The sequence below is a fragment of the Mycobacterium sp. IEC1808 genome (assembly GCF_002101935.1).
Taxonomy (GTDB): domain Bacteria; phylum Actinomycetota; class Actinomycetes; order Mycobacteriales; family Mycobacteriaceae; genus Mycobacterium.
Genome location: NZ_LQPV01000062.1, coordinates 22,086 through 46,237, shown reverse-complemented (window position 1 = coordinate 46,237; position 24,152 = coordinate 22,086). Strand labels below are relative to the sequence as shown.

At 70.8% G+C, this 24,152-nt stretch carries 21 protein-coding genes; 9 read left to right on the top strand and 12 right to left on the bottom strand.

The features are described from left to right. Position 1: 1 nt before the first annotated feature. Entirely contained in the window at positions 2–1,501 is a 1,500-nt protein-coding gene (locus AWB92_RS24005) for a cellulase family glycosylhydrolase (RefSeq protein ID WP_085190108.1), read from the bottom strand. A 75-nt stretch (positions 1,502–1,576) separates the two neighbouring features. After that, positions 1,577–3,718, bottom strand: a complete 2,142-nt coding sequence (locus tag AWB92_RS24000) for an AAA family ATPase (RefSeq protein ID WP_193791428.1) — start codon at positions 3,716–3,718, stop codon at positions 1,577–1,579. A 61-nt stretch (positions 3,719–3,779) separates the two neighbouring features. On the opposite strand from AWB92_RS24000, the gene AWB92_RS23995 reads away from it, so the two are divergent. Both AWB92_RS23995 and fadD6 read left to right on the top strand, forming a co-directional pair. Beyond that, positions 3,780–4,322, top strand: a complete 543-nt coding sequence (locus tag AWB92_RS23995) for a TIGR00730 family Rossman fold protein (protein ID WP_068188415.1) — start codon at positions 3,780–3,782, stop codon at positions 4,320–4,322. Positions 4,323–4,370: 48 nt separating this feature from the next. Continuing rightward, positions 4,371–6,152, top strand: coding sequence for a long-chain-acyl-CoA synthetase FadD6 (fadD6, locus tag AWB92_RS23990; protein ID WP_085190106.1), 1,782 nt, complete (start codon positions 4,371–4,373; stop codon positions 6,150–6,152). Between the two features lie 61 nt (positions 6,153–6,213). On the opposite strand, the gene AWB92_RS31150 is transcribed toward fadD6, so the two are convergent. Then, positions 6,214–8,028, bottom strand: coding sequence for a PE family protein (locus tag AWB92_RS31150; RefSeq protein ID WP_085190104.1), 1,815 nt, complete (start codon positions 8,026–8,028; stop codon positions 6,214–6,216). A gap of 108 nt (positions 8,029–8,136) precedes the next feature. Further along, the gene (locus AWB92_RS31145) at positions 8,137–9,882 is read right to left on the bottom strand and encodes a PE family protein (RefSeq protein ID WP_142282286.1); all 1,746 of its coding nucleotides are present in this window, start codon (positions 9,880–9,882) and stop codon (positions 8,137–8,139) included. Positions 9,883–10,119: 237 nt separating this feature from the next. On the opposite strand from AWB92_RS31145, the gene folP reads away from it, so the two are divergent. The 5 genes from folP to AWB92_RS23955 all read left to right on the top strand — a co-directional run bounded on the left by folP (position 10,120) and on the right by AWB92_RS23955 (position 13,194). Then, positions 10,120–10,944, top strand: a complete 825-nt coding sequence (folP, locus tag AWB92_RS23975; RefSeq protein ID WP_085190326.1) for a dihydropteroate synthase — start codon at positions 10,120–10,122, stop codon at positions 10,942–10,944. Continuing rightward, on the top strand, positions 10,941–11,897 hold the full coding sequence (locus AWB92_RS23970) for a glucosyl-3-phosphoglycerate synthase (protein ID WP_085190102.1): 957 nt from the start codon (positions 10,941–10,943) through the stop codon (positions 11,895–11,897). Before folP ends, AWB92_RS23970 begins: the two co-directional genes overlap by 4 nt. Positions 11,898–11,935: 38 nt before the next feature. Further along, positions 11,936–12,277 carry a DivIVA domain-containing protein gene (locus tag AWB92_RS23965; RefSeq protein WP_085190100.1) on the top strand — a complete coding sequence of 114 codons (342 nt, stop codon included), beginning with the start codon at positions 11,936–11,938 and terminating at the stop codon, positions 12,275–12,277. Next, positions 12,274–12,840: a DNA-3-methyladenine glycosylase I gene (gene tag, locus AWB92_RS23960; RefSeq protein WP_085190098.1), complete on the top strand. Its 567-nt coding sequence runs from the start codon at positions 12,274–12,276 to the stop codon at positions 12,838–12,840. Before AWB92_RS23965 ends, tag begins: the two co-directional genes overlap by 4 nt. 186 nt (positions 12,841–13,026) lie before the next feature. After that, on the top strand, positions 13,027–13,194 hold the full coding sequence (locus AWB92_RS23955; protein WP_003406247.1) for a DUF3117 domain-containing protein: 168 nt from the start codon (positions 13,027–13,029) through the stop codon (positions 13,192–13,194). Positions 13,195–13,201: 7 nt separating this feature from the next. On the opposite strand, the gene glgA is transcribed toward AWB92_RS23955, so the two are convergent. Further along, entirely contained in the window at positions 13,202–14,365 is a 1,164-nt protein-coding gene (gene glgA, locus AWB92_RS23950) for a glycogen synthase (protein ID WP_085190324.1), read from the bottom strand. Positions 14,366–14,520: 155 nt separating this feature from the next. On the opposite strand from glgA, the gene glgC reads away from it, so the two are divergent. Continuing rightward, positions 14,521–15,735 (top strand): glucose-1-phosphate adenylyltransferase, encoded by a 1,215-nt coding sequence (gene glgC / locus AWB92_RS23945; protein WP_068112822.1) that lies wholly within the window; start codon positions 14,521–14,523, stop codon positions 15,733–15,735. On the opposite strand, the gene AWB92_RS23940 is transcribed toward glgC, so the two are convergent. The 6 genes from AWB92_RS23940 to AWB92_RS23915 all read right to left on the bottom strand — a co-directional run bounded on the left by AWB92_RS23940 (position 15,732) and on the right by AWB92_RS23915 (position 22,055). Further along, a complete protein-coding gene (locus AWB92_RS23940) occupies positions 15,732–17,411 on the bottom strand; it encodes a CocE/NonD family hydrolase (protein WP_085190096.1) in 1,680 nt (559 codons plus the stop codon). The genes glgC and AWB92_RS23940 overlap by 4 nt on opposite strands. Positions 17,412–17,429: 18 nt before the next feature. After that, a complete protein-coding gene (locus AWB92_RS23935; protein WP_085190094.1) occupies positions 17,430–18,104 on the bottom strand; it encodes an isoprenylcysteine carboxylmethyltransferase family protein in 675 nt (224 codons plus the stop codon). Positions 18,105–18,117: 13 nt separating this feature from the next. Next, positions 18,118–19,761, bottom strand: coding sequence for an ABC transporter permease (locus AWB92_RS23930; protein ID WP_142282285.1), 1,644 nt, complete (start codon positions 19,759–19,761; stop codon positions 18,118–18,120). After that, complete coding sequence (locus tag AWB92_RS23925) at positions 19,758–20,678, bottom strand: ABC transporter ATP-binding protein (protein WP_085190090.1); 921 nt, start codon at positions 20,676–20,678, stop codon at positions 19,758–19,760. Before AWB92_RS23925 ends, AWB92_RS23930 begins: the two co-directional genes overlap by 4 nt. Beyond that, positions 20,668–21,306, bottom strand: coding sequence for a TetR family transcriptional regulator (locus tag AWB92_RS23920; protein ID WP_085190087.1), 639 nt, complete (start codon positions 21,304–21,306; stop codon positions 20,668–20,670). The genes AWB92_RS23925 and AWB92_RS23920 overlap by 11 nt, the downstream gene beginning before the upstream one ends. An 80-nt stretch (positions 21,307–21,386) precedes the next feature. Beyond that, positions 21,387–22,055: an O-methyltransferase gene (locus AWB92_RS23915; protein WP_085190085.1), complete on the bottom strand. Its 669-nt coding sequence runs from the start codon at positions 22,053–22,055 to the stop codon at positions 21,387–21,389. A gap of 202 nt (positions 22,056–22,257) precedes the next feature. Between AWB92_RS23915 and sigE the strand changes: the two genes are divergently transcribed. After that, complete coding sequence (gene sigE / locus AWB92_RS23910; RefSeq protein WP_068189350.1) at positions 22,258–23,040, top strand: RNA polymerase sigma factor SigE; 783 nt, start codon at positions 22,258–22,260, stop codon at positions 23,038–23,040. Positions 23,041–23,105: 65 nt separating this feature from the next. On the opposite strand, the gene AWB92_RS23905 is transcribed toward sigE, so the two are convergent. Further along, positions 23,106–23,942 (bottom strand): SHOCT domain-containing protein, encoded by an 837-nt coding sequence (locus tag AWB92_RS23905; RefSeq protein ID WP_085190083.1) that lies wholly within the window; start codon positions 23,940–23,942, stop codon positions 23,106–23,108. Between the last annotated feature and the right edge of the window lie 210 nt (positions 23,943–24,152).

Below are 24,152 nucleotides of genomic sequence, written 5' to 3'. Positions count from 1 at the left end.
GTCACGCCGCGGCCACGACCACGTCGACCCTGCCGGCGCCCGCGTTCGCCACGACGGCCAGCACGGGCGCGTTGGGCGGCGAAACAACTTGTCCTCCCGTGACATTCGCGTGGTAGCCGTTCGGATACTCGACGGGCGGCACCGAGATGAACGTCTGCGCGCCTGCGGCGAAGCTGCCCGCGTGGTCGGCCCGCTCGGTGGTGTAGCAGAGCCGGAAGATGCCCGACTGGAACGACCACTCCCGCGGCGTGCCCGCCACCACCTGCGGGTACGGCGCGGCGAGCACCGCGAGCTTGGCCGCGTTGACGTTGGCGCCGGTCGGCGGCTGGCTCGGGTCGAAGACCAGCGCCTGGTCGGTCGGCGACGAGCTTGTCTTGTCGTTGCCGGTGTACGCCCACTCCAGCCAGCCCATCCGCTGCCGGTCGGTGTGACGCATCACCTCGGCGATGTTCTTCAGGTCGTTGGTGGCGCCGAACTCGGTCAGCAGCGGCGGGATGTGGTGGAAGAACGCGTAGAGGTTCGCGTTGGTGATCGTCAGGCCGTCCTGGAAGCGGCAGGTGATGTTCTTGTGCAGCACCGATTCGATGGCGCAGTAGTCGTGGAAGGAGAACCCGGTGCTCGGGTCGACCACCCCGCCCAGGTCGGTGTGGACGCCCTCGTCGGACAGCGTGTTCGGCTCGAAGAACACGAGCGTGGTGGGGTCGGCCGCGCGGATGACCGGCACCACCTTTCGGTAGAACACGGTCAGCTTGTGGTCCTGGACCGGGCAGCCCAGAACGAAGTCGAAGCAGCCCTCCCAGATGAAGCCGGGCCACGGCTCGTTCAACACCTCGTAGCCGAACACTCCCGGATTGCCGTGGAAGAAGCCCGCGACGTGCGCCCACGCCCGCGCGTAGTGATCCTGCAGCCCGATCCCGTCGGGCGCGGGGGCATTGCGCCAGAAGGCATTCCAGGCGTACTCCTCGGCGGGGTTGAGGAAGTAGTTGCCCGGAAAGCCGAGTTGCGGGTTGGGCAGGCCCGCCTGCGCCACGGCCCACGCGGGGGCGCCCTCGCCCTGGAACGCCTCGTTGTAGAGGTCCTGATGGAAGTCGAGCAGGCTGACGATGCCGTGCGACGCCAGGGTCGCCACGGTCTGCGCGATCGAGTTGAGGTAGTTGTCGTCGTATGTGAGCGGCTGCGGCTCCACGGCGGCCCAGATAACGCCCACCCGCATCGCGTTGAAGCCGTTGGCCTGCAGGAAGGCCGCGTCGTCGTCGCCGAACCCGTCGGCCGACGGCGTGTACGGCGGAATCTTGTACACCTGGTTGAGCCCGTGCAGGATCACCACGCGCCCGTCGGCGTCGGTCATCCAGCGGCCGGCGTGGCCGAGCGGCAGCGTCGGGCCGCTGGGCGCCGCCGAGGCGCGGGGCGGGGCGACGACCGACGACGCGTCGGTCGTCAGCGCGGCGATCAGCAAACCGGCCGCGAGCAGCCGGGCCGCGCGCGAAGGGCGGATACGCATGCAGCCTCCAAGCCCCGAGCGAAGTCACTTTCGGAAACAGTGAGGCGCAATAGTCACTGCTGTAACACGGGCGCGTCACGGTTGGCGCACAATGCGGTGCGCCTGCGCGGCGGCGTCGGTGGCCGCGGCGCGCATCCCGGCTTCCGCCAGCTCCTCCGACACGGCCCGCAGCGCCGCCTCGTCGCCGGACGCCAGGGCGCGCGCGTGGGCGAGCGCCAGGCCGCCCACCACGCAGTCCACCTCGGCGCACAGCCGGGCCAGCGGGTCCACCGCGCGGGTGTCGCCGAGGCGGACGGCCTCGTGCCAGGCGCGCATCGCCACCGCCGACTGCCCGCCGCGCTCGGCCATCCGGGCGGCGTCGCGGGCGGCCGCGACGGCGCCGGCCGAGTCGCGCGTGGCCGCCAGCCGCCGCGCCCGCGCCATGCCGAGCTCCGGGCCGAACAGCGCCGACTTCGTGCCGTGCCGAGACTCGGCCCGGCTCAAGGCCTTCGCGGTGGCGGCGATGTCGCCCTGCTGGGCCAGCGCCGTCGCCAGCAGCGTCAGCGACAGCGGCCCCCACGAGTAGCCGGTGCGTTCCAGCGTGGCGGCGGCCGGGCCGAGCAGCGCCGCCGCCTGCGCGAACTCGCCCTCGGCGATCAGCACGTGCGCCAGCAGCACCTCGCCGATCGCGCGGCCCGGCTGCTGCAATTCGGCGAAATCGGTGAACTGCTGGGCCAATTCGCGCGCGTCGGGCAGCCGGCCCGCCATCAACAGCGCGGTGGTCTGGCCCAGCCCGATCGTGAAGCGCAGCAGCCCGGGGTGTTCCGCGGACAGGGCGCGCTGCGCCAGCGGCTCCACGTCGCCGAATCGGCCCTGCCGCGCCGCGCACAGCGCCGCGGTGCTGGCGGCCCAGGCCACCGCCTGGTCACCGGCCGACGGTGAATCCAGCACTTCACCGGCGATCTTGACGGCGTATCCGACATTGCCGGCGTTCATCGCGAACGTCGCGCTGAGCGCGTCGAGGGTGGTGCGCGGGCCCGGATCCGTGACCCGATTGCGGATGGTCCGCAGGAACGCGGTGGCCCGCTCGGGTTCGCTGAGCATCCAGAACTGGTTGGCGGCCCGCAGCAGCGCCCAGTCCATCAGCGCCGGCTCGGCCAGCGCGGCGGAGTCGACCTCGGCTAGCAGCGCGTCGGCCTCGCGGCCGCGGCCCTGCCACCCGAGGGCGTGCGCCAGCGACAGCCGCGCCGCCAGGCCCCCGGACCGCTCCAGCGCCGAGCGGGCCAGACGTTCGCCGAGCGCGAGGTCGCCCAGGCGCAGGGCCTGCTGCGCGGCGTCGGCGACGTCGGCGACGCGCTGGGGGGCGTCGCTGTCCAGGGCCAGGGACGCCAGCCGCAGCCGATCACTGAGGTGGTCCGACGCGCGCTGGGACAGCAGCTCGACGACGGCGGTGCGCCGTTGCCGGGCGTCGTCGGGACCGAGCGCGGCGCGCGCCCGCTCGGCGAACAGCGGATGTGCGGTGTACACGACCGGCTCGTCAGGAACATCCGAACTGCCGCCGCGCACCCGGGTTTCCGCCGCGCCGAGGTCCTCCGCCTCGCCGACGGCGCCCGCCCCGGCGAGGGCGGTCAGGTCGGCGACCGACAGCGGCTCAGCCACGGCGAGGTAGTCCAGCACCGCCCGCGCCGGGCCGGGCAGCTCGGCGATGAACGAGTCGACCTGAGCGGCTGTGGTCGCGCCGCCGGGCGCCTCGACATCGATTCGCGGCAGCAAGCCGTCGGTCCACAGCGCCGCGATGGCGTCGGGCGCCGCCGAAAAATCCGGGCCGCGGGCCGTGACCACCATCCGGCCAGTGCCGGCCAGCGCCAGCTGGTAGACCAGCGTGGCCGACAGGACGTCGAGCTGGTGGGCGTCGTCGACGACGAGCAGCAGGTCGTTCCCGCCGGCCAGCGACGCCCGGGCGGCCCGCAACAGGGCGGCCGGCTTGCCGAGGTCGGTGATCGCGACCAGGTGGCTGAACGCCCCGAACGGTACGGCGCGCTCGGTCGGGGTGCCGGTGACCCAGCGGGTGAGGGTGCTCGGGTGCGCGCGGCCGTAGCCCTCGGCGGCCAGCCGGGCCAGGGTGGATTTGCCGCAGCCGTCGGGCCCGAGCACGACGGCGCCGCGGCCCGCCCCGAGCGCGTCGTTCAGCCGCTCCAACGCCGCCTCGTGTTGGGGGACGTTCCAACGAATCGGCACCAGCCGGAGTTTATTGCGCGCAGTGTGCGCGCCGCACCGGGCTTGGTCTACCTTTCGTTGTATGCGCGAATGGGCGGTGTGCGTGTACTGCGCGTCGGGCCCGGAGCACCCCGAATTGCTTGAGCTGGCTTCGGAACTCGGCGAGGCGATCGCCGAGCGCGGCTGGACGCTGGTGTGGGGCGGCGGCCGGGTTTCGGCGATGGGCGCGGTGGCGAGCGCGGCGCGCGCCCGCGGCGGACGGACCGTCGGCGTCATTCCGCAGAACCTGATGCGCCTCGAGGTCGCCGACCGCCACGCCGACGAGCTGATCGTCAGCGACACCATGCACGAGCGCAAGCAGATCATGGAGGCCCGCGCCGACGCGTTCGTCGTGCTGCCCGGCGGGGTCGGCACCCTGGACGAGCTGTTCGACGCGTGGACCACGGGTTATCTGGGGGTGCACGACAAACCCATCGTGATGCTGGACCCCTTCGGGCATTACGAGGGGCTGTGGCTGTGGTTGTGCGGATTGCTCGACAGCGGGTACATCACGCAAGCGGCGATGGACCGGTTGGTGCTGGTGGATAAGGTGGGGGCCGCAGTGGAGGCGTGCGCACCAGCCTGAGTGCCGGGCGAACGTGCGCCGTGAGGACTCACAGGAATAGAGGGAAACGTGTCCGACGACGGGGGAGCGCGCACGGCCGTCAGGCTGACCGACATCGCATCTCGGGTGCCGGGCCTGCTGGCCGACATGCCGACGATCGTGCGTGGGGCACTGACCGGGCTGTTCGCCCAGCCGGGTTCCAAGAAGTCGATCGGGACGGTCTTCGCCGACCGGGCCGCCCGCCACGGCGACCGGGTCTTCCTGCGGTTCGGCGATCAGCAGCTGACCTACCGCGACGCCAACGCGACCGCCAACCGGTACGCCGCGGTGCTGGCCGCGCACGGCGTCGGCAGCGGTGACGTCGTCGCGATCATGCTGCGCAACTCGCCGCATGCGGTGCTGGCCATGCTGGCCGCGGTCAAGTGCGGCGCGGTTGCCGGGATGATCAACTACCACCAGCGCGGCGAGGTGCTGGCGCACAGCCTGGGCCTGCTGGACGCCAAGGTGCTGATCGCGGAGACCGATCTGGTCAGCGCCGTGGCCGAGTGCGGCGGCACCGGCGCCACCGAAACGCTGACCGTCGAGGACCTGGACCGCTTCGCGGTCAGCGCGCCGGCGACCAACCCGGCGTCGGCGACGGCCGTGCAGGCCCGCGATACCGCGTTCTACATATTCACCTCGGGCACAACGGGTTTCCCCAAGGCGAGCGTGATGACGCACCTGCGCTGGCTCAAGGCGCTGGCCGCGTTCGGCGGCATCGGGTTGCGGCTGAAGAGCACCGACACGCTGTACAGCTGCCTGCCGCTGTACCACAACAACGCGCTGACGGTGGCGTTGTCGTCGGTGATCAACTCCGGGGCGACGCTGGCGTTGGGCAAGTCGTTTTCGGCGTCGAAGTTCTGGGACGAGGTGATCGCGACCGAAGCCACCGCGTTCATCTACATCGGCGAGATCTGCCGCTACCTGCTCAACCAGCCGCCCAAGCCTACCGACCGGGCGCACAAGGTGCGGGTGATCGCCGGCAACGGGCTGCGCCCGGAGATCTGGGACGAGTTCACCCGGCGGTTCGGCATCGAGCGGGTGTGCGAGTTCTACGCCTCCAGCGAGGGCAACACCGCGTTCATCAACGTCTTCAACGTGCCCCGGTCCACCGGCATCTTCCCGATGCCGCTGGCCTACGTGGAGTACGACCCCGACACCGGCGAGCCGCTGCGTGACGAGAACGGCCGGGTGCGCCGGGTGCCCGCCGGCCAGCCCGGCCTACTGCTCAGCCCGGTCAACAAGCTGCAGCCGTTCGATGGCTACACCGACCAGGAATCGACCGAAAAGAAGTTGGTGCGCAACGCTTTTCGCGAGGGAGACGTGTGGTTCAACTCGGGCGACGTGATGAGCCCGCAGGGCATGGGGCACGCCGCGTTCGTCGACCGGCTCGGCGACACGTTCCGGTGGAAGGGCGAGAACGTCGCCACCACGCAGGTCGAGGCGGCGCTGGCCTCCGACGCTTCCGTCGAGGAATGCACGGTGTTCGGCGTGGAGATCCCGCACACCGGCGGGCGCGCCGGGATGGCCGCGGTCCAGCTGCGCGAGGGCGCCGAGTTCGACGGCCAGTCGTTGGCCCGCGCGGTGTACTCCCAGCTGCCGCCCTATGCGCTGCCGTTGTTCGTGCGGGTGGTCAAGACGCTGGAGCACACCACGACGTTCAAGAGCCGCAAGGTGGAGCTCCGGGAGCAGGCCTACGGCCCCGACGTCAAGGACCCGCTCTACGTGCTGGCCGGCCGCGACGAGGGCTACGTGCCGTTCTACGACGAGTACCCGGAAGAGGTCGCGGCCGGTAAGCGCCCCAAGGGGTAGGGCGTCTGCGCCGATTCTGCGGCCAGCCGCACGTTCGCGGATGGTCTTTGTCCGGTCGGTGCTAGCCGCCGTTGCCGCCGGTGCCGCCGAAGGCGCTGCCGGCGGCACCCATAACGACGGCGGCGCCGCCGCCCCCACCTCCGCCAGTATGTCCGGTACCACCGGGACCGGCGCTGCCGCCGGCGCCAACCGCGCCGTGACCGCCGTTTTGACCCTCGGGACCGCCTGGGCCGCCGCTAAGCAAGTCGGCACCACCGCCGGCGCCGCCGACGCCGCCGGTGCCGCCGAAGATACCGCCGATACCGCCGCCCCCGCCGCCGCCCCCGCCGGCGGCATCGAAGGTGTTGGCGCCGCCGGAGCCCGCGCCAGCGAGGCCGCCGTGGCCACCGCCGGAGCCACTCGCGCTGACGCCGTCCTGGCCACCGATGTTGACGGTGTTGGCACCGACGGTGGCAATCCCGCCGCCGCCGCCACCACCACCGGGACCGCCGATGGCACCGGTGACCCCGGCGGGGCCGCCGCCGCCGCCACCGTTGCCGCCGCTGGCGCTGGCGTCGGCGATGGTGTGGCCGATGCCGAAGGACTGCGCCCCGCCGCCGGTGCCGCCGGTGCCGCCGGTGCCGCCGGTGCCACCGCCGGTGCTATCGCCGCCCGCCCCGCCGCTGCCACCACCCCCGCCCATGACGAAGCCGGTGGGGTTGCCGACGGTCGCACTGAAGCTGCCGGTACCGCCGTTACCGCCGTTGCCGCCGTTGCCGCCGTTCCCGGTGCTGGCACCGCCGTTGCCGCCGTTTCCGCCCTGGCCGGGGCCGTCGAGGCCGAAGGTGCTGTTGCCGCCGGGGCCGCCGTCGCCGCCGTTGCCACCGGTACCCGCCGCGCCCGCGATGCCGCCGGGGCCGCCGGCGCCGCCACCCAGGCCGGCGGCGCCGCCGTTGCCGCCGTTGCCACCATTGCCAGCGCCGTTGACGGTGCCATCGTCGAAGGCGCCGCCGCCGCCCTGGCCGCCCTGGCCGCCGTCGCCGCCGGCGCCGCCGTTGCCGTTGGCACCCGCATGGCCGCCGAACATTCCCGACAACCCCTCGGCTTGGCCGCCGACCCCACCCTGGCCGCCGTTGCCGCCTTGGCCGCCGTCGGTGCCGCTGAAGGCGTTGACCGCGCCGCCGAACTCGCCGTCGGGGCCGTTGCCGCCGTGCCCGCCGGTCCCGCCTACACCGCCGGCACCGCCGGTACCGCCGTTGCCGAAGATCAACCCGCCGTTCCCCCCTGCCCCGCCCACGCCGCCGTTACCACCGAGGCCGCCATTGGTGCTCTGGGTCGCGTCGCCCGTGGTGCCGGTGATGCCCGTCCCGCCGGTGCCGCCGCGGCCGCCGCTGCCGAACAGCCAGGCGTTGCCCCCACGCCCGCCGGGCTGCCCGGGCGCGCCGGATCCGCCATCACCGCCCGGTCCGAACAACAGTCCGCCGGGCCCGCCGGGCTGCCCGGTACCCGGGGCGCCGTTGATCCCCTTGCCGATCAACGGCGTGCCCAGCAACAGCTCGGTGGGCAAATTGATCACGCCGCGAACGGGTTGCCAGAGCGCGTCCAACGGTGAGGCGTTGGCCGCCTCGCTGGCCGTATAGGCCGCGCCCGCGCCGCCTAACGCCGCCACAAATTGGGAATGAAAGGCCGCCGCCTGCGCGCTGAGCGCCTGGAACTCCACTGCTTGCCCGGAAAACAACGACGCCACCGCCGCCGACACCTCGTCGGCGCCCGCGGCCAACACGCTGGTTGTCGGCCCCGCCGCCGCGGCGTTTGCGGCGCTCAGCGCTGAGCCGATGTTGTGCAAATCCGTCGTCGCCGCCCCAATGAATTCCGGCGCCGCAATTACAAAGGACATGGCCGCTCCCGTCGATCCAGGCCGTTGCCGTGAAGTGTGCGCGCGGAGGCGGTGCCAGTTGATGGGGAATTTTCCCCATTTATCCGCTCGTAGGGGTTGCCCCTATTGCTAGCCGCCGTGGCCGCCAGCGCCGGCGGCGACGCTGCCGCCGAAGTCGCCCGCTCCGGCGGTGGCGCCACCTCCGCCACCGCCACCGCCGTTGGTGCCGACAGCACCGCCGGGGGCACCGCTGACCCCACCGCTGCCGGATGCACCGGCGCCACCGCCGGCACCGCCGCCGTTGAACTCGCCGCCGCCACCACTGTTGGCCCCGGCGCCGCCCCCTGCCCCGCCGGTGCCGCCCATGCCGCCGTTGACGGCGCCTCCTCCTCCACCGCCCCCGCCGGCGGAGTCGAATGAGCCGGTGTCGGAACCACCGGCGGCGAAGCCGCCAAACCCGCCTTGGGCGTTGGCCCCGGAGCCGCCCGGACCGCCGGCGATCCCGGGCCCGCTGGCGCCGACGCTGGCGGCACCGCCACCGCCGCCGGCACCACCAAAGCCCCCGAGACCGAAGGTGCCGGCGCCGCCATTGCCACCGGCCCCCCCGCCACCGGTGGCGGCAGCGCCGTCAATTTGGGCCGTGCCACCGGCACCGCCGTTGCCGCCGTGGCCGCCGAGGCCACCACCGACGCTGGTACCGCCGTTGCCGCCGGCGCCACCACCGCCGCCGCCCGCCGCGCCGGCGGTGGTGTTCGTGAGGACGGCCGAACCGCCGGGGCCGCCGTCGCCGCCCTTTCCGCCGGCGTAGCCGTTGCCGCCGTTACCCCCGTGGCCGCCGTTGCCGCCGCCCACGACGACATTGCCGGTGGTGTCGATGCCGCCGCCGGCGCCCCCGCCACCACCGTCGCCGCCATCGCCGGCGTTGCCTGCGACGGCGCCCACGCCGCCGGGGCTGCCGCCCACGCCAGCGGTCCCGCCGTTGCCGCCGTTGCCGCCGTCACCGGCGAAGATTGGGCTGCCGCCCTGCCCGCCTTGGCCGCCAGTGCCCCCAAGGCCGCCATTGCCGTTGGCTCCGGCGTGGCCGAACAAGCCCTCCGCTTGGCCGCCTATGCCCCCCGCACCGCCCGCGCCGCCTTGACCGCCGTTGGTGCCGTTGCCGGCGACGAGACCGGAGGTGCCCGCCCCGCCCGCGCCGCCGAGCCCACCCACACCGCCAATGCCGCCGGCGCCGCCGTTGCCAAAGATCAGCCCGCCGTTGCCGCCGGCCCCGCCCGTGCCGCCGAATCCGCCGACGCCGCCGTTCGTGTGGCTGACTCCCGAGCCCGCCGTGCCGGTGAGGCCCGTGCCGCCGTCTCCGCCGCGGCCGCCGCTGCCGAAGAACCAGGCGTTGCCGCCGCGGCCGCCGGGTTGGCCGGGCGCGCCGGACCCGCCGTCGCCGCCGGGGCCGAACAACAGCCCGCCCGGCCCACCGGGCTGCCCGGTGCCGGGCGCTCCGTTGATCCCCTTGCCGATCAGCGGGGTGCCCAACAACAGCTCGGTGGGCGTATTGATCACCGCGCGAATGGGCTGCCAGACGGCGTCCAGCGGCGACGCATTGGCCGCCTCGGTGGCCGCATACGCGGCGCCTGCGCCGCCCAACGCCGCCACGAACTGGGCATGAAACGCCGCCGCCTTCGCGCCGAGCGCCTGGAACTGCATTGCGTGGCCGGAGAACAGCGATGCCACCGCTGCCGACACCTCGTCGGCGCCCGCGGCCAGCAGCCCGGTCGTTCGGGTCGCTGCGGCCGCGTTGGCGGCGCTGATGGCCGAGCCGATGTTGGATAAATCCGTCGTCGCCGCCGCCACGAACTCCGGCGCGGCAATCACAAAAGACATCTCGGCCTCCCGTCGCTGTGAAGTGTGCGCGGCGGGGCGGCGGCAGTTGATGGGGAATTCTCCCCATTTATTTGTGCCGAGGCCGGGCGGCGCACTCGGGGTGGTGCCGAGCGCGCGGCCAGTCGCGAGTTCGGCGTCCAATGTGCGGCTGGCCGCACACTCGCGGACCGGGCCAGGCACCATAGACCCGTGCAGACTCTGTGCGGCCGGCCGGTCGCGGGCGACCGCGCGCTGATCATGGCGATCGTCAACCGCACCCCGGATTCGTTCTACGACCGGGGTGCGACCTTCAGCGACGAGGCCGCCCGGGATGCCGTCCACCGCGCCATCGCCGAGGGCGCCGACGTCATCGACGTCGGCGGCGTCAAGGCGGGCCCGGGCGAGAACGTCGACGAGGACACCGAGATCGCCCGGCTGGTGCCCTTCATCGAGTGGCTGCGCGACGCCTACCCCGACCAGCTGATCAGCGCCGACACCTGGCGCTCCGGGGTGGCCAGGGTGGCCTGCGCGGCCGGCGCGGACCTGATCAACGACACCTGGGGCGGCATCGACCCGGCCCTGCCCGAGGTCGCCGCCGAGTTCGGCGCGGGGCTGGTGTGTTCGCACACCGGCGGCGCGCTGCCGCGCACCCGCCCGTTCCGGGTGAGTTACGGAACCACCACCCGCGGCGTTCTGGACGACGTGATTCGCCAGGTGACCGGCGCGGCGGAGCGGGCGGTCGCGGCCGGGGTGGCCCGTGACCGGGTGCTCATCGACCCGGCCCACGACTTCGGCAAGAACACCTTCCACGGGCTGGTTTTGTTGCGACACGCAGGCGAACTTGTTAACACCGGATGGCCCGTCCTGATGGCTTTGAGTAACAAAGACTTCGTCGGGGAGACTTTGGGGGTGGAGCTGACCGAACGGCTGGAGGGGACGCTGGCCGCCACGGCACTGGCGGCGGCGGCGGGCGTCCGAATGTTCCGCGTGCATCAGGTCGAGGCCACCCGGCGGGTGCTGGAGATGGTGTCCTCGATCCAGGGGGTGCGCCGACCGGCGCGCACGGTAAGGGGGCTGGCATGACGGAGCTGGTGGACCTTGCCAGCGAGGGCGTGCTCGCGGCGCGGCCAGGGGACGTCTGGCTGGCCGACCGCAGGTGGAGCCGCCGCGGCCGGACGGTCCGCGAGCTGGAGGAGGCGAAGGCCGGCCGGACCATCTCGGTGGTGCTGCCGGCGCTCAACGAGGAAGCGACCGTCGAGTCGGTGATCGACAGCATCTCACCGCTGGTCGATGGCCTGGTCGACGAGCTGATCGTGCTGGATTCCGGTTCGACGGACGACACCGAGATTCGCGCCATCGCCGCCGGCGCCCGCGTCGTCAGCCGCGAACAGGCGTTGCCTGAGGTGCCTGTGCGGCCCGGCAAGGGCGAGGCGCTGTGGCGCTCGCTCGCGGCCACCCGCGGCGACATCGTCGTTTTCGTCGACTCCGACCTGATCAACCCGCACCCGATGTTCGTGCCCTGGCTGGTGACACCGCTGCTCACCGGCGACGGGATCCACCTGGTCAAGAGTTTCTACCGGCGGCCGCTGCACGGCGCCGACGGGGGCGGCGGGCGGGTGACCGAGCTGGTGGCGCGGCCGCTGCTGGCGGCGCTGCGCCCGGAGCTGAGCTGCATCCTGCAGCCGTTGGGCGGCGAGTACGCGGCCAGCCGGGAACTGCTGACCTCCCTGCCGTTCGCGCCGGGCTACGGCGTGGAAATCGGCCTGCTGGTGGACACCTTCGAGCGGTTGGGCCTGGACGCGATCGCCCAGGTCAACCTCGGCGTTCGGGCGCACCGCAACCGACCGCTGGCCGAGCTCGGCGCGATGAGCCGCCAGGTCATCGCGACCCTGCTGTCGCGCTGCGGGATCCCCGACTCCGGGATCGGACTGACCCAGTTCTTCGCCGAAGGCCCCGACGGTTACGGCTACACCGCGCGCACCTCGCCGGTCTCGCTGGACGACCGGCCGCCGATGAACGGGCTCCGGCCGCGCTGATCGCCGACTTGTCGGCGGGATAGGGCAATATCGACGACGTGGCGTTGGTGTTGCTGTACCTGGTGGTTCTGGTGCTGGTGGCGGTCGTCTTGTTCGGCGCGGCCAGCCTGCTGTTCGGTCGTGGCGAGCAATTGCCGCCCCTGCCGCGCGGGACGACGGCGACGGTGTTGCCCGCGTACGGCGTCACCGGCGCCGACGTCGACGCCGTCAAGTTCACCCAGGTGTTGCGGGGATACAAGACCAGCGAGGTGGACTGGGTCTTGGACCGGCTCGCCCGCGAACTCGAGGCGCTGCGCGGCCAGCTGGCGGCGGTCGAGGCGTCCAGACCGAGCGATCCCGTGGAACCTGATGACGCCGAGGATCGTCAGGACAAGATGTGAGCGAAGACGGCCGAATCCGCTGTCCGTGGGCGGACGGCACCGAGATGTACCGCGACTACCACGACCAAGAGTGGGGCCGCGTCGTGCACGACGGGGTGGCGCTGTTCGAGCGGATGAGCCTCGAGGCCTTCCAGAGCGGCCTGTCCTGGCTGATCATCCTGCGCAAACGGGAGAACTTCCGGCGGGCCTTCGCCGGGTTCGACATCGAGACCGTCGCCGGCTACACCGACGCCGACGTGCAGCGGCTGCTGGCCGACGATGGCATCGTGCGCAATCGCGCCAAGATCGACGCGACGATCGCCAACGCGCGCGCCGCCGCAGAGCTGGGGTCCGCCGAGGACCTGTCCAAGCTGCTGTGGTCGTTTGCGCCGTCCCGGCGCCCCCGCCCGGCCGACGCGTCGGAAATTCCCTCGACCACCGCCGAATCGAAGGCGATGGCCAAGGAATTGAAACGACGCGGATTCCGCTTCGTCGGGCCCACCACGGCCTATGCGCTGATGCAGGCGACCGGCATGGTCGATGACCATATTCGCGGTTGCTGGGTGCCCGCCACGCCACTTTGAGGGGCTGATCAGGCTTCAGAAGCGGGTCTTTGTGTAACTGCCGCCCCGGATAGGGAACAATGGAGGCGTGATTTGGCAGTCGATGCATTTCAAAGTCGGGTATGGCTGGAAATCCACTGGCGGGGCATGCTCGGCGCCGACCAGGCCCGCGAACGCGGGCCAGCTCGAATCTGGAGGGAGCACTCGATGGCGGCGATGAAGCCCCGTACCGGAGACGGTCCTTTGGAAGCAACGAAGGAGGGGCGCGGCATCGTTATGCGGGTACCGCTCGAAGGAGGCGGTCGGCTGGTGGTGGAGCTGACACCCGACGAAGCCGCCGCCCTGGGCGACGAACTCAAGGGCGTAACCAGCTAAGGCGCCTTTACGCGCACACCTTCCGGTAGATCTCCAGCGTCTGCTCGGCGACGTGCGCCCACGAGAAGTCCTCCACGCAGCGCTGGCGCCCGGCTTCGCCATAGCGCTTTGCCCTGTCGGGGTCGGCCACCAGCTCATTGACCGCACTGGCCAGGCCGGCCCGGAATGCGGCGGGGTTGTCGGGGTCAAAGCGCACCAGCGACCCGGTGACCCCGTCCGAAACCACCTCGGGGATCCCGCCCACGTCGGAGGCCACCACCGCCGTCGCGCAGGCCATCGCCTCGAGGTTCACGATCCCCAACGGCTCGTAAACCGATGGGCACACGAAAACCGTTGCCGCCGAAAGTATTTCGCGTAATTCCCCGATGGGGAGCATCTCCCGGATCCAGAACACCCCGTCGCGCTCGCGGGCCAGCTCGGCGACGGCGGCCCGGACCTCCTCGGCCAGCTCCGGAGTGTCGGGGGCGCCGGCGCACAGCACCAACTGCACCTCCGGGCTGAACCGGTGCGCGGCCGCCACCAGGTGTGCGACGCCCTTCTGCCGGGTGATCCGACCCACGAACGCGACCATGGGCCGCGCCGGGTCGACGCCGAGTTCGGCCAGCACCGACCCACTCTCCGCCGGGCCGGCCGGATACCAGACGTTGGTGTCGACGCCGTTGCGCACGACGTGCACCTGGCTTGGATCCAGCGTGGAGTAGACGCGCAGGATGTCCTCGCGCATCGCCGAACTGACCGCGATGACGGCGTCGGCGCCCAGCACCGCGGTCCGCTCCACCCACGTCGACACCCGGTAGCCGCCGCCGAGCTGCTCGGCCTTCCACGGCCGCAGCGGCTCGAGCGAATGCGCGGTCAAAACGTGGGGGATGTCGTAGAGCAACGCGGTCAGGTGCCCGGCCAGCCCGGTGTACCAGGTGTGCGAGTGCACGACGTTCGCCGCCGACGCGGCGTTGGCCATCATCAGGTCGGCGGACAGCGTCAGGAGGGCCGGGTTGGCGCCGTGGATGCGCGGGTCGGGCTGCTGCGCGAACGCATCCGGCCGGGGTGCGCCGATGCAGTGCACGTCGACCGCGCACAGCCGGCGCAGCTGGGCGACGAGTTCGGTGACGTGTACCCCGGCTCCTCCGTAGACCTCTGGTGGGTACTCCCGCGTCATCATCGCCACCCGCATACCCGCACCGTAGTTCGACGGCGGGGCGGCCCGCATCTCGGGCCAAGGATCGGGCGGCGGTGCGGACCCAAAACCATTGACGGACAGCCCGTCAGCGTGCCGCCAATAGCGCGCTCCCCCTGGCAGCGGTTCGCGGGGGCCGATAGTTTGTAGTCATGAGGGAAGCGCCACACGTGCTGGGGATCGTCCTGGCCGGCGGGGAGGGCAAGCGGTTGTACCCTCTGACCGCCGACCGGGCCAAACCCGCCGTTCCCTTCGGTGGCGCCTACCGGCTGATCGATTTCGTGCTCTCCAACCTGGTCAATGCCCGCTATCTGAGGATCTGCGTTCTCACGCAATACAAGTCGCATTCACTCGACCGTCACATTTCGCAGAACTGGCGGCTGTCCGGCCTGGCCGGCGAGTACATCACCCCGGTGCCCGCACAGCAGCGCCTCGGCCCGCGCTGGTACACCGGCTCCGCCGACGCGATCTATCAGTCCCTCAACCTGATCTACGACGAAGACCCCGACTACATAGTCGTTTTCGGCGCCGACCACGTGTATCGGATGGACCCCGAGCAGATGGTCCAGTTCCACATCGACAGCGGCGCCGGCGCGACGGTGGCCGGCATCCGGGTGCCGCGCGCCGACGCCAGCGCGTTCGGCTGCATCGACGCCGACGAGTCCGGTCGGATCCGCAATTTCGTGGAGAAGCCGCTGGAGCCGCCGGGCACCCCCGACGACCCGGAGTCGACGTTCGCCTCCATGGGCAACTACATCTTCACCACCAAGGTCCTCATCGACGCGATCCGCGCCGACGCCGACGACGACCACTCCGATCACGACATGGGCGGCGACATCATCCCGCGGTTGGTGGAAGACGGGATCGCCGCGGTGTACGACTTCTCCGACAACGAGGTGCCCGGGGCCACCGACCGCGACCGCGGCTACTGGCGCGACGTCGGGACGCTGGACGCGTTCTACGACGCGCACATGGACCTGGTCTCGGTGCACCCGGTGTTCAACCTCTACAACAAGCGCTGGCCGATCCGGGGCGAGTCGGAGAACCTGGCGCCGGCGAAGTTCGTCAACGGCGGCTCGGCCCAGGAGTCGGTCGTGGGCGCCGGCAGCATCATCTCGGCGGCGTCCGTGCGCAACTCGGTGCTGTCGTCGAACGTCGTCGTCGACGACGGCGCCATCGTGGAGGGCAGCGTGATCATGCCGGGCGCCCGCGTCGGCCGCGGCGCGGTGGTGCGGCACGCGATCCTGGACAAGAACGTCGTCGTGGGACCCGGCGAGATGGTCGGGGTCGACCTGGAGAAGGACCGCGAGCGCTTCGCGATCAGCGCGGGCGGCGTGGTCGCGGTCGGCAAGGGCGTCTGGATCTAGATCTCCGGGATCAGCAGGTGCGCGTCGTGGTCCGGGCCCCAGTGCAGGGTGACGCGATCGCGCGGTGAGCCCTGATACGCCGCGGGCATCTGACCGGTCAGCGGGTTGGTCGGGCACAGCCAGCGCCCGGCAACCACCAGCCGCAGCTGCTCGCCCGCGCGAAACAGCGTGGCCGAGGGGCCCAGCGCGACGTCGACGGCGACCACCTCGCCGGCGGAGACCGGCTGCGGCTCGGCGCATCGTGCGACGGGTTCCCACGGCTGGGAAAGCTGCGGGTCGAGCGCCCGCAGCGAGACCCGCTGCCACCCGGTGGTGACCCGGTCGCGCCCGTACCCGTACGACCCCTCGAACCCGACGAACCGCCCGTCCCGCCACTTCTCCACGCCGACGAACAGGTTGGCGTCGTCGCAGCCGTCCAGTTCGACCCAGAGCCGGGCCGCCATCGGGCCGGTCAGCTCGACGTCGTCCGGGACCGTCCAGCTGAACGCAGCTGCGTTGGAGGCGGTTTCGAACGCGACGCTGCCGACCCGCGTCGGCGGATCGGGTGCCAAGACTCCAGCATCCGCGAGATACATTGGCCGCCAACGGGTCCGGGGGAGCGGCCAGTCGGATTCCTCGCGCACCGCGGCGACGGTGTCGCGGTCCTCACACACTTCGAGGCGCACGCTGCGGGATTGCTCGGCGCCATCCAGCACGCCGCGGAAGAACTCGAGCTGTTCGGCCCGCGCCGCCTCGGAGTAGAACGTCGACCACTTGCCGCTGCGATGGGTGTAGAGCCGGGCGTGGGCGGAACCCGCGCGCATGAACGCCCGGATCGAACCGCGGCTGTGCAGGTTGTTATCCGAGAAGCTGCCGCAGACCAGCATGGGAACCTTGATCGCCGACAGCTCGGGCACCACCGAGCGCCAGAAGTCGTCGCGCAGCGGGTGGGCGTCCTGCATCCGCTCGAGGTCGTAGCGCTGCCGGGTGTCGCGGCGCACGTTGCGCGACCACAACCGGGTGAAGCCGAGCTCGCGAACGCCGCCGGGAAAGGTCAGGTCGCGATACGCGTCGGTGAAGCCCTCCCACGGGCAGATCGCCCGCAGCGCCGGCGGCTGCAGGGCGGCGACGGCGTATTGGGTGATGGCCAGGTAGGACACCCCGAGCATCACGACGCGGCCGTCGCACCACGGCCGGCCGGCGATCCACTGCACCAGGTCGTAGCTGTCCTCGGCCTCCTGGCGCGACAGCAGGTTTCCGGTGCCGTCGGAGTGGCCGCAGCCGCGCATGTCGGCGTTCACGACGGTGAAGCCGTTCGCGGTCCACCACGCCGGATCCGGCGCCTCCCAACCGGTCAGTGCGGAGAAGGTGATCGGCTGGGTCTGGCGCAACACCCGGTATTGCACCGAGAAGGTCCACCGCCCGGCCCGCCGCCGCGGCAGGTTGTCCTTGCCATACGGATGGACGCTCAGGATCACCGGTCGAGGCGTGTCGTCGGGCGTGCGGCAGACGTTGATCCGCAACACCGTCCCATCGCGGGTGGGGACGCCGACGTCACGCTCGACCAGGATGACGGGGGGCGCCGGGGTGACGGTGATGGGCGGCTTGGCGATGCCGCGGAGCCGGGTCAGCGCGTAGCGCAGGGCGCCGCGACGTCGCCATGGCCGGTCGAGCGCGGGTGCCGGATTTCGGGCCACGCCAATACCCTAGGGCGGCTACCAGACATTGGGCACCAGGCGATACCGCACGTGCTGCGCGTAGTCGCGGTACCCCGGCAGGTCCTGGATGAGCAGCTTCTCTTCGTCGAGGATGCGGAAGACGAGCACCGCGACCCCGGGGATGACGAAGAGCAGGCCCCAGTAAGAGCCCAGCGCCATCGGCATGCCCACCATCATGATGACGTTCCCGACATACATCGGGTGCCGGACGAACTTGTAGACGCCGCCGGAGGCGACCTTCTGGCCCGCTTCGACGGTGACGGTGGCTGCGGCGTAACTGTTTTGGATGATTACCAGCATGGCGAGGCCGAGCCCGGCGGCCACCAGCACGTCGCCGAACAGGGACAGCCACACCGGCACCGTCGACCAGCCCATCCGGTGATCGAGTGCGCTGAACGCCATCATCGCGAAGAGGACCAGGAACGAGCTGGTGATGATGACCTTCTGGGCCGCCCTGGTTTCCGCCCGCGGGCCGGCGTGCATACGCCGCCGCAGGGCCGCCGGGTTGTACTTGGCCAGGTAGATGGTGGGGCCGAGCGAGGCCACTACGAACACGGCGAGGAAAACCCATGCCTGCCAATAGTGGAACGTGCCCGCCGGTCCGAACAAAATCAAACAGGTTGCGGCCGTTCCGAAGATCGAGGATGCCGTCAATCGGATTGCGGTTTTCATGATCGTGCCCTCCCTAGGATCGTAGATCACGGCGTCGAAAGGCCGTGGCTCCCAAGATGATCAGTGCGGCGTCGATGGCCAGCAGCCAGAGCAGCGGCGCGGCGGTGAAGTCGGCGCCGACCCGCGGAATGTGGGCGAACGGTTCCAGGTCGAGCAGCGACTGCGGGAACCGGGCCAGCTCGCCGATCAGGTAGATCGCGACGAAGCAGACCAGGACGCCCCACGCCACCGGGGTGAACCGCGGGGCCAGGCCGAACAGCGCGACGGTGACCGCGGCCAGCAGCCAGACGGCGGGCAGCTGGACGGCCGCGGTGCCGACCACGACGGCCAGCTTGCCGCCGACGTCGCCGGCCGCTACCCCGTAGACGAGCCCGCCGGCCACGCCGCTGAGCAGCATCGCGACCGCGGACCCGAGCAGGGCGGCCGCCAAATGGCTTGCCAGCCAGTGGGTTCGGGAGACGGCGCCGGCCAGCGTGGTCTCGGCGCGCTGGCCGGTTTCCTCCTGGTGCAGGCGCAGCGTGAGCGAGATGGCGAACGCCGCGGCCACCATGCCCATCATCGCGTAGGCGACTGCGATGAATGCATCCTCCAGCGCGCTGGTGCCGCCCATCCGCGCGACGATGTCGCGCACCATGGTGCTGTCGCCAAGCTCGTCGCCGATGCCGTGCACCACGCTGCCCATCAGCAGGCCGTACAGGCACAGGCCGACGGTCCACAGCACCAGCGCGCCGCGGTCGAGCCGCCACGTCAGGCCGTCGACGCCGCCCAACCGCGGTCCGGCCCGGCCGGGACCGGGACGTTCGGCGATCAGCCCGGCGCCCACGTCGCGGCCGGCGAGCAGTCGGTAGGCCACCAGGGTCAGCACGGCCGTCGTCGCCAGGTGCAGCAGCAACACCCACCAGCGATCGCCTGCGTAGGGCCGGACCTGCAGCGACCATCCCAACGGCGAGAACCACGACAGCGTTCCGTCGCCCGCGTCGCCGACGGCGCGCAGCGTGAACGCGGTCCCCAACACCGCGAACGCGGTGCCGCGCGCGACGCGGGCGCTCGGCGACAGCTGCGCGGCCACCGCGGCGACCGCGGTGAAGACCAGGCCGGAGCAGGCCAGGGCGGCGCCGAACGCCAGCGACCCGGCGCGCGGAATGTCGGTGGTGAGCAGCCCGGCCGCGCCGATCGCGCCGGTGGCGATCGACGCCCCGAACGACAACAGCAGGGCCGCGGTCAGGCTCGCGTACCGGCCGACCGCGGTCGAGTCCACGAGTTCGGTCCGGCCGGTCTCCTCGTCGGCGCGGGTGTGGCGGATCACCGTGAGGATGACGGCCACCGCGATCAGCAGGTGGAACATCCCGGCCTTCCAAATGCCAACGGCGCCAACACTGTGGTTGTAGACCTGGCCGTAGAGCGCGCGCTGGGCAGGGCTGGCCATGATGGACGCCGCGAAGCCCGCGCGGGCGGTCTCGGTGGGGTAGACCTTAAGGACGCTGCCGACGTAGACACTGGCCAGTGGCACCGACAGCAGCAGCACCCACAGCGGCAACGAGACCCGGTCGCGGCGCAGGTAGAGCCGCAACATGCCAAGCGTCCCAGAGAAATTCGAGCCGGCCCGGGGCGCCGGGTGCGCTGGGTGGCGGGGCCGATCCAGGGTCGCGGTGCTCATGCCGAAACCTTCCGCTGGCTGTCCGTCGTGTCATAGTGGCGCAGGAAGAGTTCCTCCAGCGTCGGGGGCTGGCTGACGAGGCTGCGCACGCCGGCGTCGCCGAGGGCGCGGATGAGTTCACCCAGGCTTTCGCTGTCGACCTGGGCGCGCAGGGTGTTGCCGTCGATGCTGACGTCCTCGACGCCCTTGATGCGCCTGAGATCGCCCGGATCGCCGACCATTTCGGCCCGTATCGAGGTGCGGCTGAGATGGCGCATCGACTCCAGCGTGCCGCTCTCGATGGTCCGGCCCGCGCGGATGATGGTGACCCTCTCGCAGAGCGCTTCCGTTTCGGCCAGGATGTGGCTGGACAGCAGGACCGTCGTGCCGCGGTCGCGTGCCTCGGCGACGCACTGCTGAAAGACGTTCTCCATCAACGGGTCCAGTCCGCTGCTGGGTTCGTCCAGCAGGAGCAGCCGGGCGTGTGACGAGAAGGCCGAGATCAGCGAGACCTTCTGCCGGTTGCCCTTCGAGTAGGTGCGTGCCTTCTTGTGCGGGTCGAGGTCGAAGCGCTCGATCAGCTCGGCGCGGCGCGCCTCGTCGAGCCCCCCGCGCATGCGGGCCAGCAGGTCGATGGTCTCGCCGCCGGTCAGTGAGGGCCACAGCGTCACATCGCCCGGCACGTAGGCGATTTGGCGGTGCAGGTCGACCGCGTCGGTCCACGGGTCGCCGCCCAGCAACCGCGCGCTTCCGCCGTCGGCCTTCACCAGGCCCAGCAGGATGCGGATGGTCGTCGATTTCCCCGCCCCGTTCGGCCCGAGGAAGCCGTGCACCTCTCCCTCACGCACCGTGAGGTCGAGGCCGTCCAGCGCGCGCACCGCGCCGAAGTTCTTGGTCAGGCCCCGGATTTCGATGGGTGCGACAGTGTTAGCCGTCATGTGATTCTCCTTGATCTTCTACTGCCAGGAATGCGTCGTACATGGTGCGGTCGACCATCAGGCCCTCGGTGTAAATCTCCAGGGCCGGCAGGATCATGTCCCGCGCGTAGTCGCGCAGGACCGCACGCAGATCGGTTGGGGTGTCGTGCATTTGCAGATAGAGCAGGAGCCCGCCGCCTCCCGTGATGCCCAGGTACTTGGCCCTGGCCCGGGGGTTACGGCTAGGCTTGATGGTCCCGGCCCGCACGCCGTCTTCCAGGTATCCCTCGGCGTTGTCAATCATCCTCTGCCACAACATCTTCGCGAGGTCGCCGCCGGTCTGCATGCTGCGTAACACGTAGGCGGTCATCGGGGCGAATTCTTCGATTTCGGCTAATTGTCCGAACCACACGGCCGGGTCGTTGGATTGCAGCGCCTCCGCCTTGGTCTCGCGGATCTGTTCTGCGACGTAGTCGTCGCAAGCCTTGCGCAGGCCCTCCTTGGAGCCGAAGTGGTGGATCACCAGCGCGGCGCTCACGCCCGCTGCCTCGGCGATCTTGCGAAGGCCGACGTCGAACCCGCGCTCACCGAACTGCTCGATGGCCGCGTCTCGGATCCGGGCGGCGGCGGTCAGGTCGGCTGAACGCATGTTCAGTACACTAAACGTGCGTTCAACCGCCGGTCAAGGAGGCGCCCCGTCAGGAACTCGTAAAGATTTGGCTGCGGGAGCTAGTCGCGGACCGCGGCCAGCAGCCCGTCGCCGAGCGGCACCAGGGCGGGGGTGAGCCGCTCGTCCTCGGCGATGAGCCGGGCCGCCTCGCGGACCGCGGTCACCTCGGCGTCGCGGGCCGCGGGATCGCCGGCCCGTCCGCCCAGCGCCGCGCGGTGCACCACGATGACACCGCCGGACCGCAGCAGGCGCACGCCCTCGATGACGTAGTCCGGCTGGTCGATCGGGTCGGCGTCGATGAACACCAGGTCATAGGACTGGTCGGCGAGGCGGGTGAGCACCTCCTGAGCGCGGCCGCCGATGAGCCTGGTGCGCGACGGTCCGATGCCTGCGTCGGTGAACGCCTGCTTGGCGATCCGCAGGTACTCGGGCTCGATATCGATCGTGGTCAGCACCCCGTCGTCGCTCATGCCCGACAGCAACCACAGCCCGCTGACCCCGGCGCCGGTGCCCACCTCCGCGACGGCCTTGCCGCCGCTGAGCTTGGTCAGCAGGCTCAACAGCGCCCCGACCGCGGGCGTCACCGCCCCGGCGCCGATCTCCTCGGCGCGCTCGCGGGCGGCCGCCAGCAGCGCGTCCTCCGAGATCGAGGCCTCGGCGTGCGCGCACAGCGATTCGGCTCGACTGGGGGCCGCCTGGGCGGGGGTTTTTTCGTCGGTGCCGTCCATGCCCGCAGCGTATTCCAATTTGCGGCGCGGTCCGGCAGGCGCGCCTTAAACCGGACCGCCCCGACACGCCCAAAGCCCGCGGCGCGACGAAGCTCACTCGCCGACGGATTCGCCCTGCTCAACGTTGGTAACGATCTGGTTTCTCAGGCAAACCTCAGATTGCTCCTATGCCCTGCATACGCCGATGGGTGACGGTATGCATATGGAACGCGGGGTGGTGGGGGCCGGGAATACAAATCGCCGGAATGGGAATACACGCTGGGAACTCCGCGTTGACGCGGTCGATGAGCTGCCGAACTTTGACGGCAGGCCAACTCTGGAGGATCCAATCACCACAGCGCTTTTGAGCCCGACCACCATGTCTCACGTCCAGGACTGCCCTGACGACGAATGGGTGGAAACGACGGACGCGTTGCAGGGCACCGCGGTGTTCGACGCGACGGGGGACATGGCGACGATGCCGTCGTGGGACGAGCTGGTGCGCCAACACGCCGACCGGGTGTACCGGCTGGCCTACCGCCTTTCGGGCAACCAGCAGGACGCCGAGGACCTGACCCAGGAGACGTTCATCCGGGTTTTCCGCTCGGTGCAGAACTACCAGCCCGGGACGTTCGAGGGCTGGCTGCACCGCATCACCACCAACCTGTTCCTGGACATGGTGCGCCGGCGCGCGCGCATCCGCATGGAGGCGCTGCCCGAGGACTACGACCGGGTGCCCGCCGACGAGCCCAACCCCGAGCAGATCTATCACGACTCGCGACTCGGGCCGGACCTGCAGGCCGCGCTGGACTCGCTGCCGCCGGAATTTCGCGCCGCGGTCGTGCTGTGCGACATCGAGGGTCTGTCCTACGAGGAGATCGGCGCCACCCTCGGCGTCAAGCTGGGCACTGTGCGCAGCCGCATCCACCGCGGTCGCCAGGCGCTGCGCGACTACCTCGCCGCACACCCGCAAACCGGTGACGCGGCGCAGGTCAAGTCGGCCTAACCGCCAGGGCGCACCGGGCGGTCGCCACGGTCTTAAGGGCTCGCCAATCAAAGAGGGGTGGGCTCTCAGAGCTCGGAGATGATTGCCTCGCGCTTCGCGCTGTACTCCACGTCGGAGATCGCCCCGGTGGCGCGCAGCGTCTCGAGCTTCCGGAGCCGCTGCGAGACGGTCGGATGCGCTGCGGGTGCGGGCGGGGCTGCCGTGGGTGCGGCGGGCGCGGCCGCTGGAGGGGTCTGCTGGGCCGCGGCGCGGCGCACCACGGCCATGACTTGCTGGCGCAGCGCCGGGTTGGAGCGCATGTCGACCACTCCACTCGGCGGAATGTTGTTGGCCTTGTAGATCTGCAGGATCTCCATCAAGGGGCCCGCCTGACCCGTCAGGTCATAGGTCCTGTTGTCCTCGACGCTCGTGAACTGAGCCGGCGCCATACCGTTGACTAAAGAACTCCTGCCCCAGTCAATTTCGTAATTTTGAGTGGCTGGGTCCACCAGCACGACGAGTTTGCCCCGAATGAGATTGCCGTGTCGCACAATGTCGGCCTCTATCCGTTTCTGGCTGTCGAACGCGAACCCCGGCCCGGCGATGCGCAGGTTCACTTTGATCACCGGGCGGTCGTTGATGCGGGTCCCCGTTTCGGTCAGGCCAATGATCCAGGCCAGCGCCAGCACCCCGCTCTGTTCGAGCGCCGCAAGCTCAGCTTCCCGCCTGCCGATGGAGTTGGCCACGAACGGCGTGGCTACCACGGCGGCAAAGGTGATGAATAGCCCGATGTACAGAACCCAGGGTTCGTTCCGCCGTGCGATGGGCGGAATCACGAAGAAGTAGCCGATCAGTAAGACCGGCCCCATGAACCCATACCTCAGAACGATGGGTTGAGCCTTGAGGTAGCGCCTCAGATTCATGGTTGGATCCTGTCGTTGCGGTCGGCTGGCGCCGGCAGTGCGCGGGCTTCGGGGGCCGCGCTAGTTAGCCAGTGTGCGCTGGCCAGCGGCGGCGGTTGATGGGGAATTTTCCCTATATTTCTTGGAACCGAGTTTCACTGACCGTCAAATGCGCGAGGAAAACGGCGACGATTGTTATTCGCTTGCCGCTTCGAGTAGGCGCAATTGGCC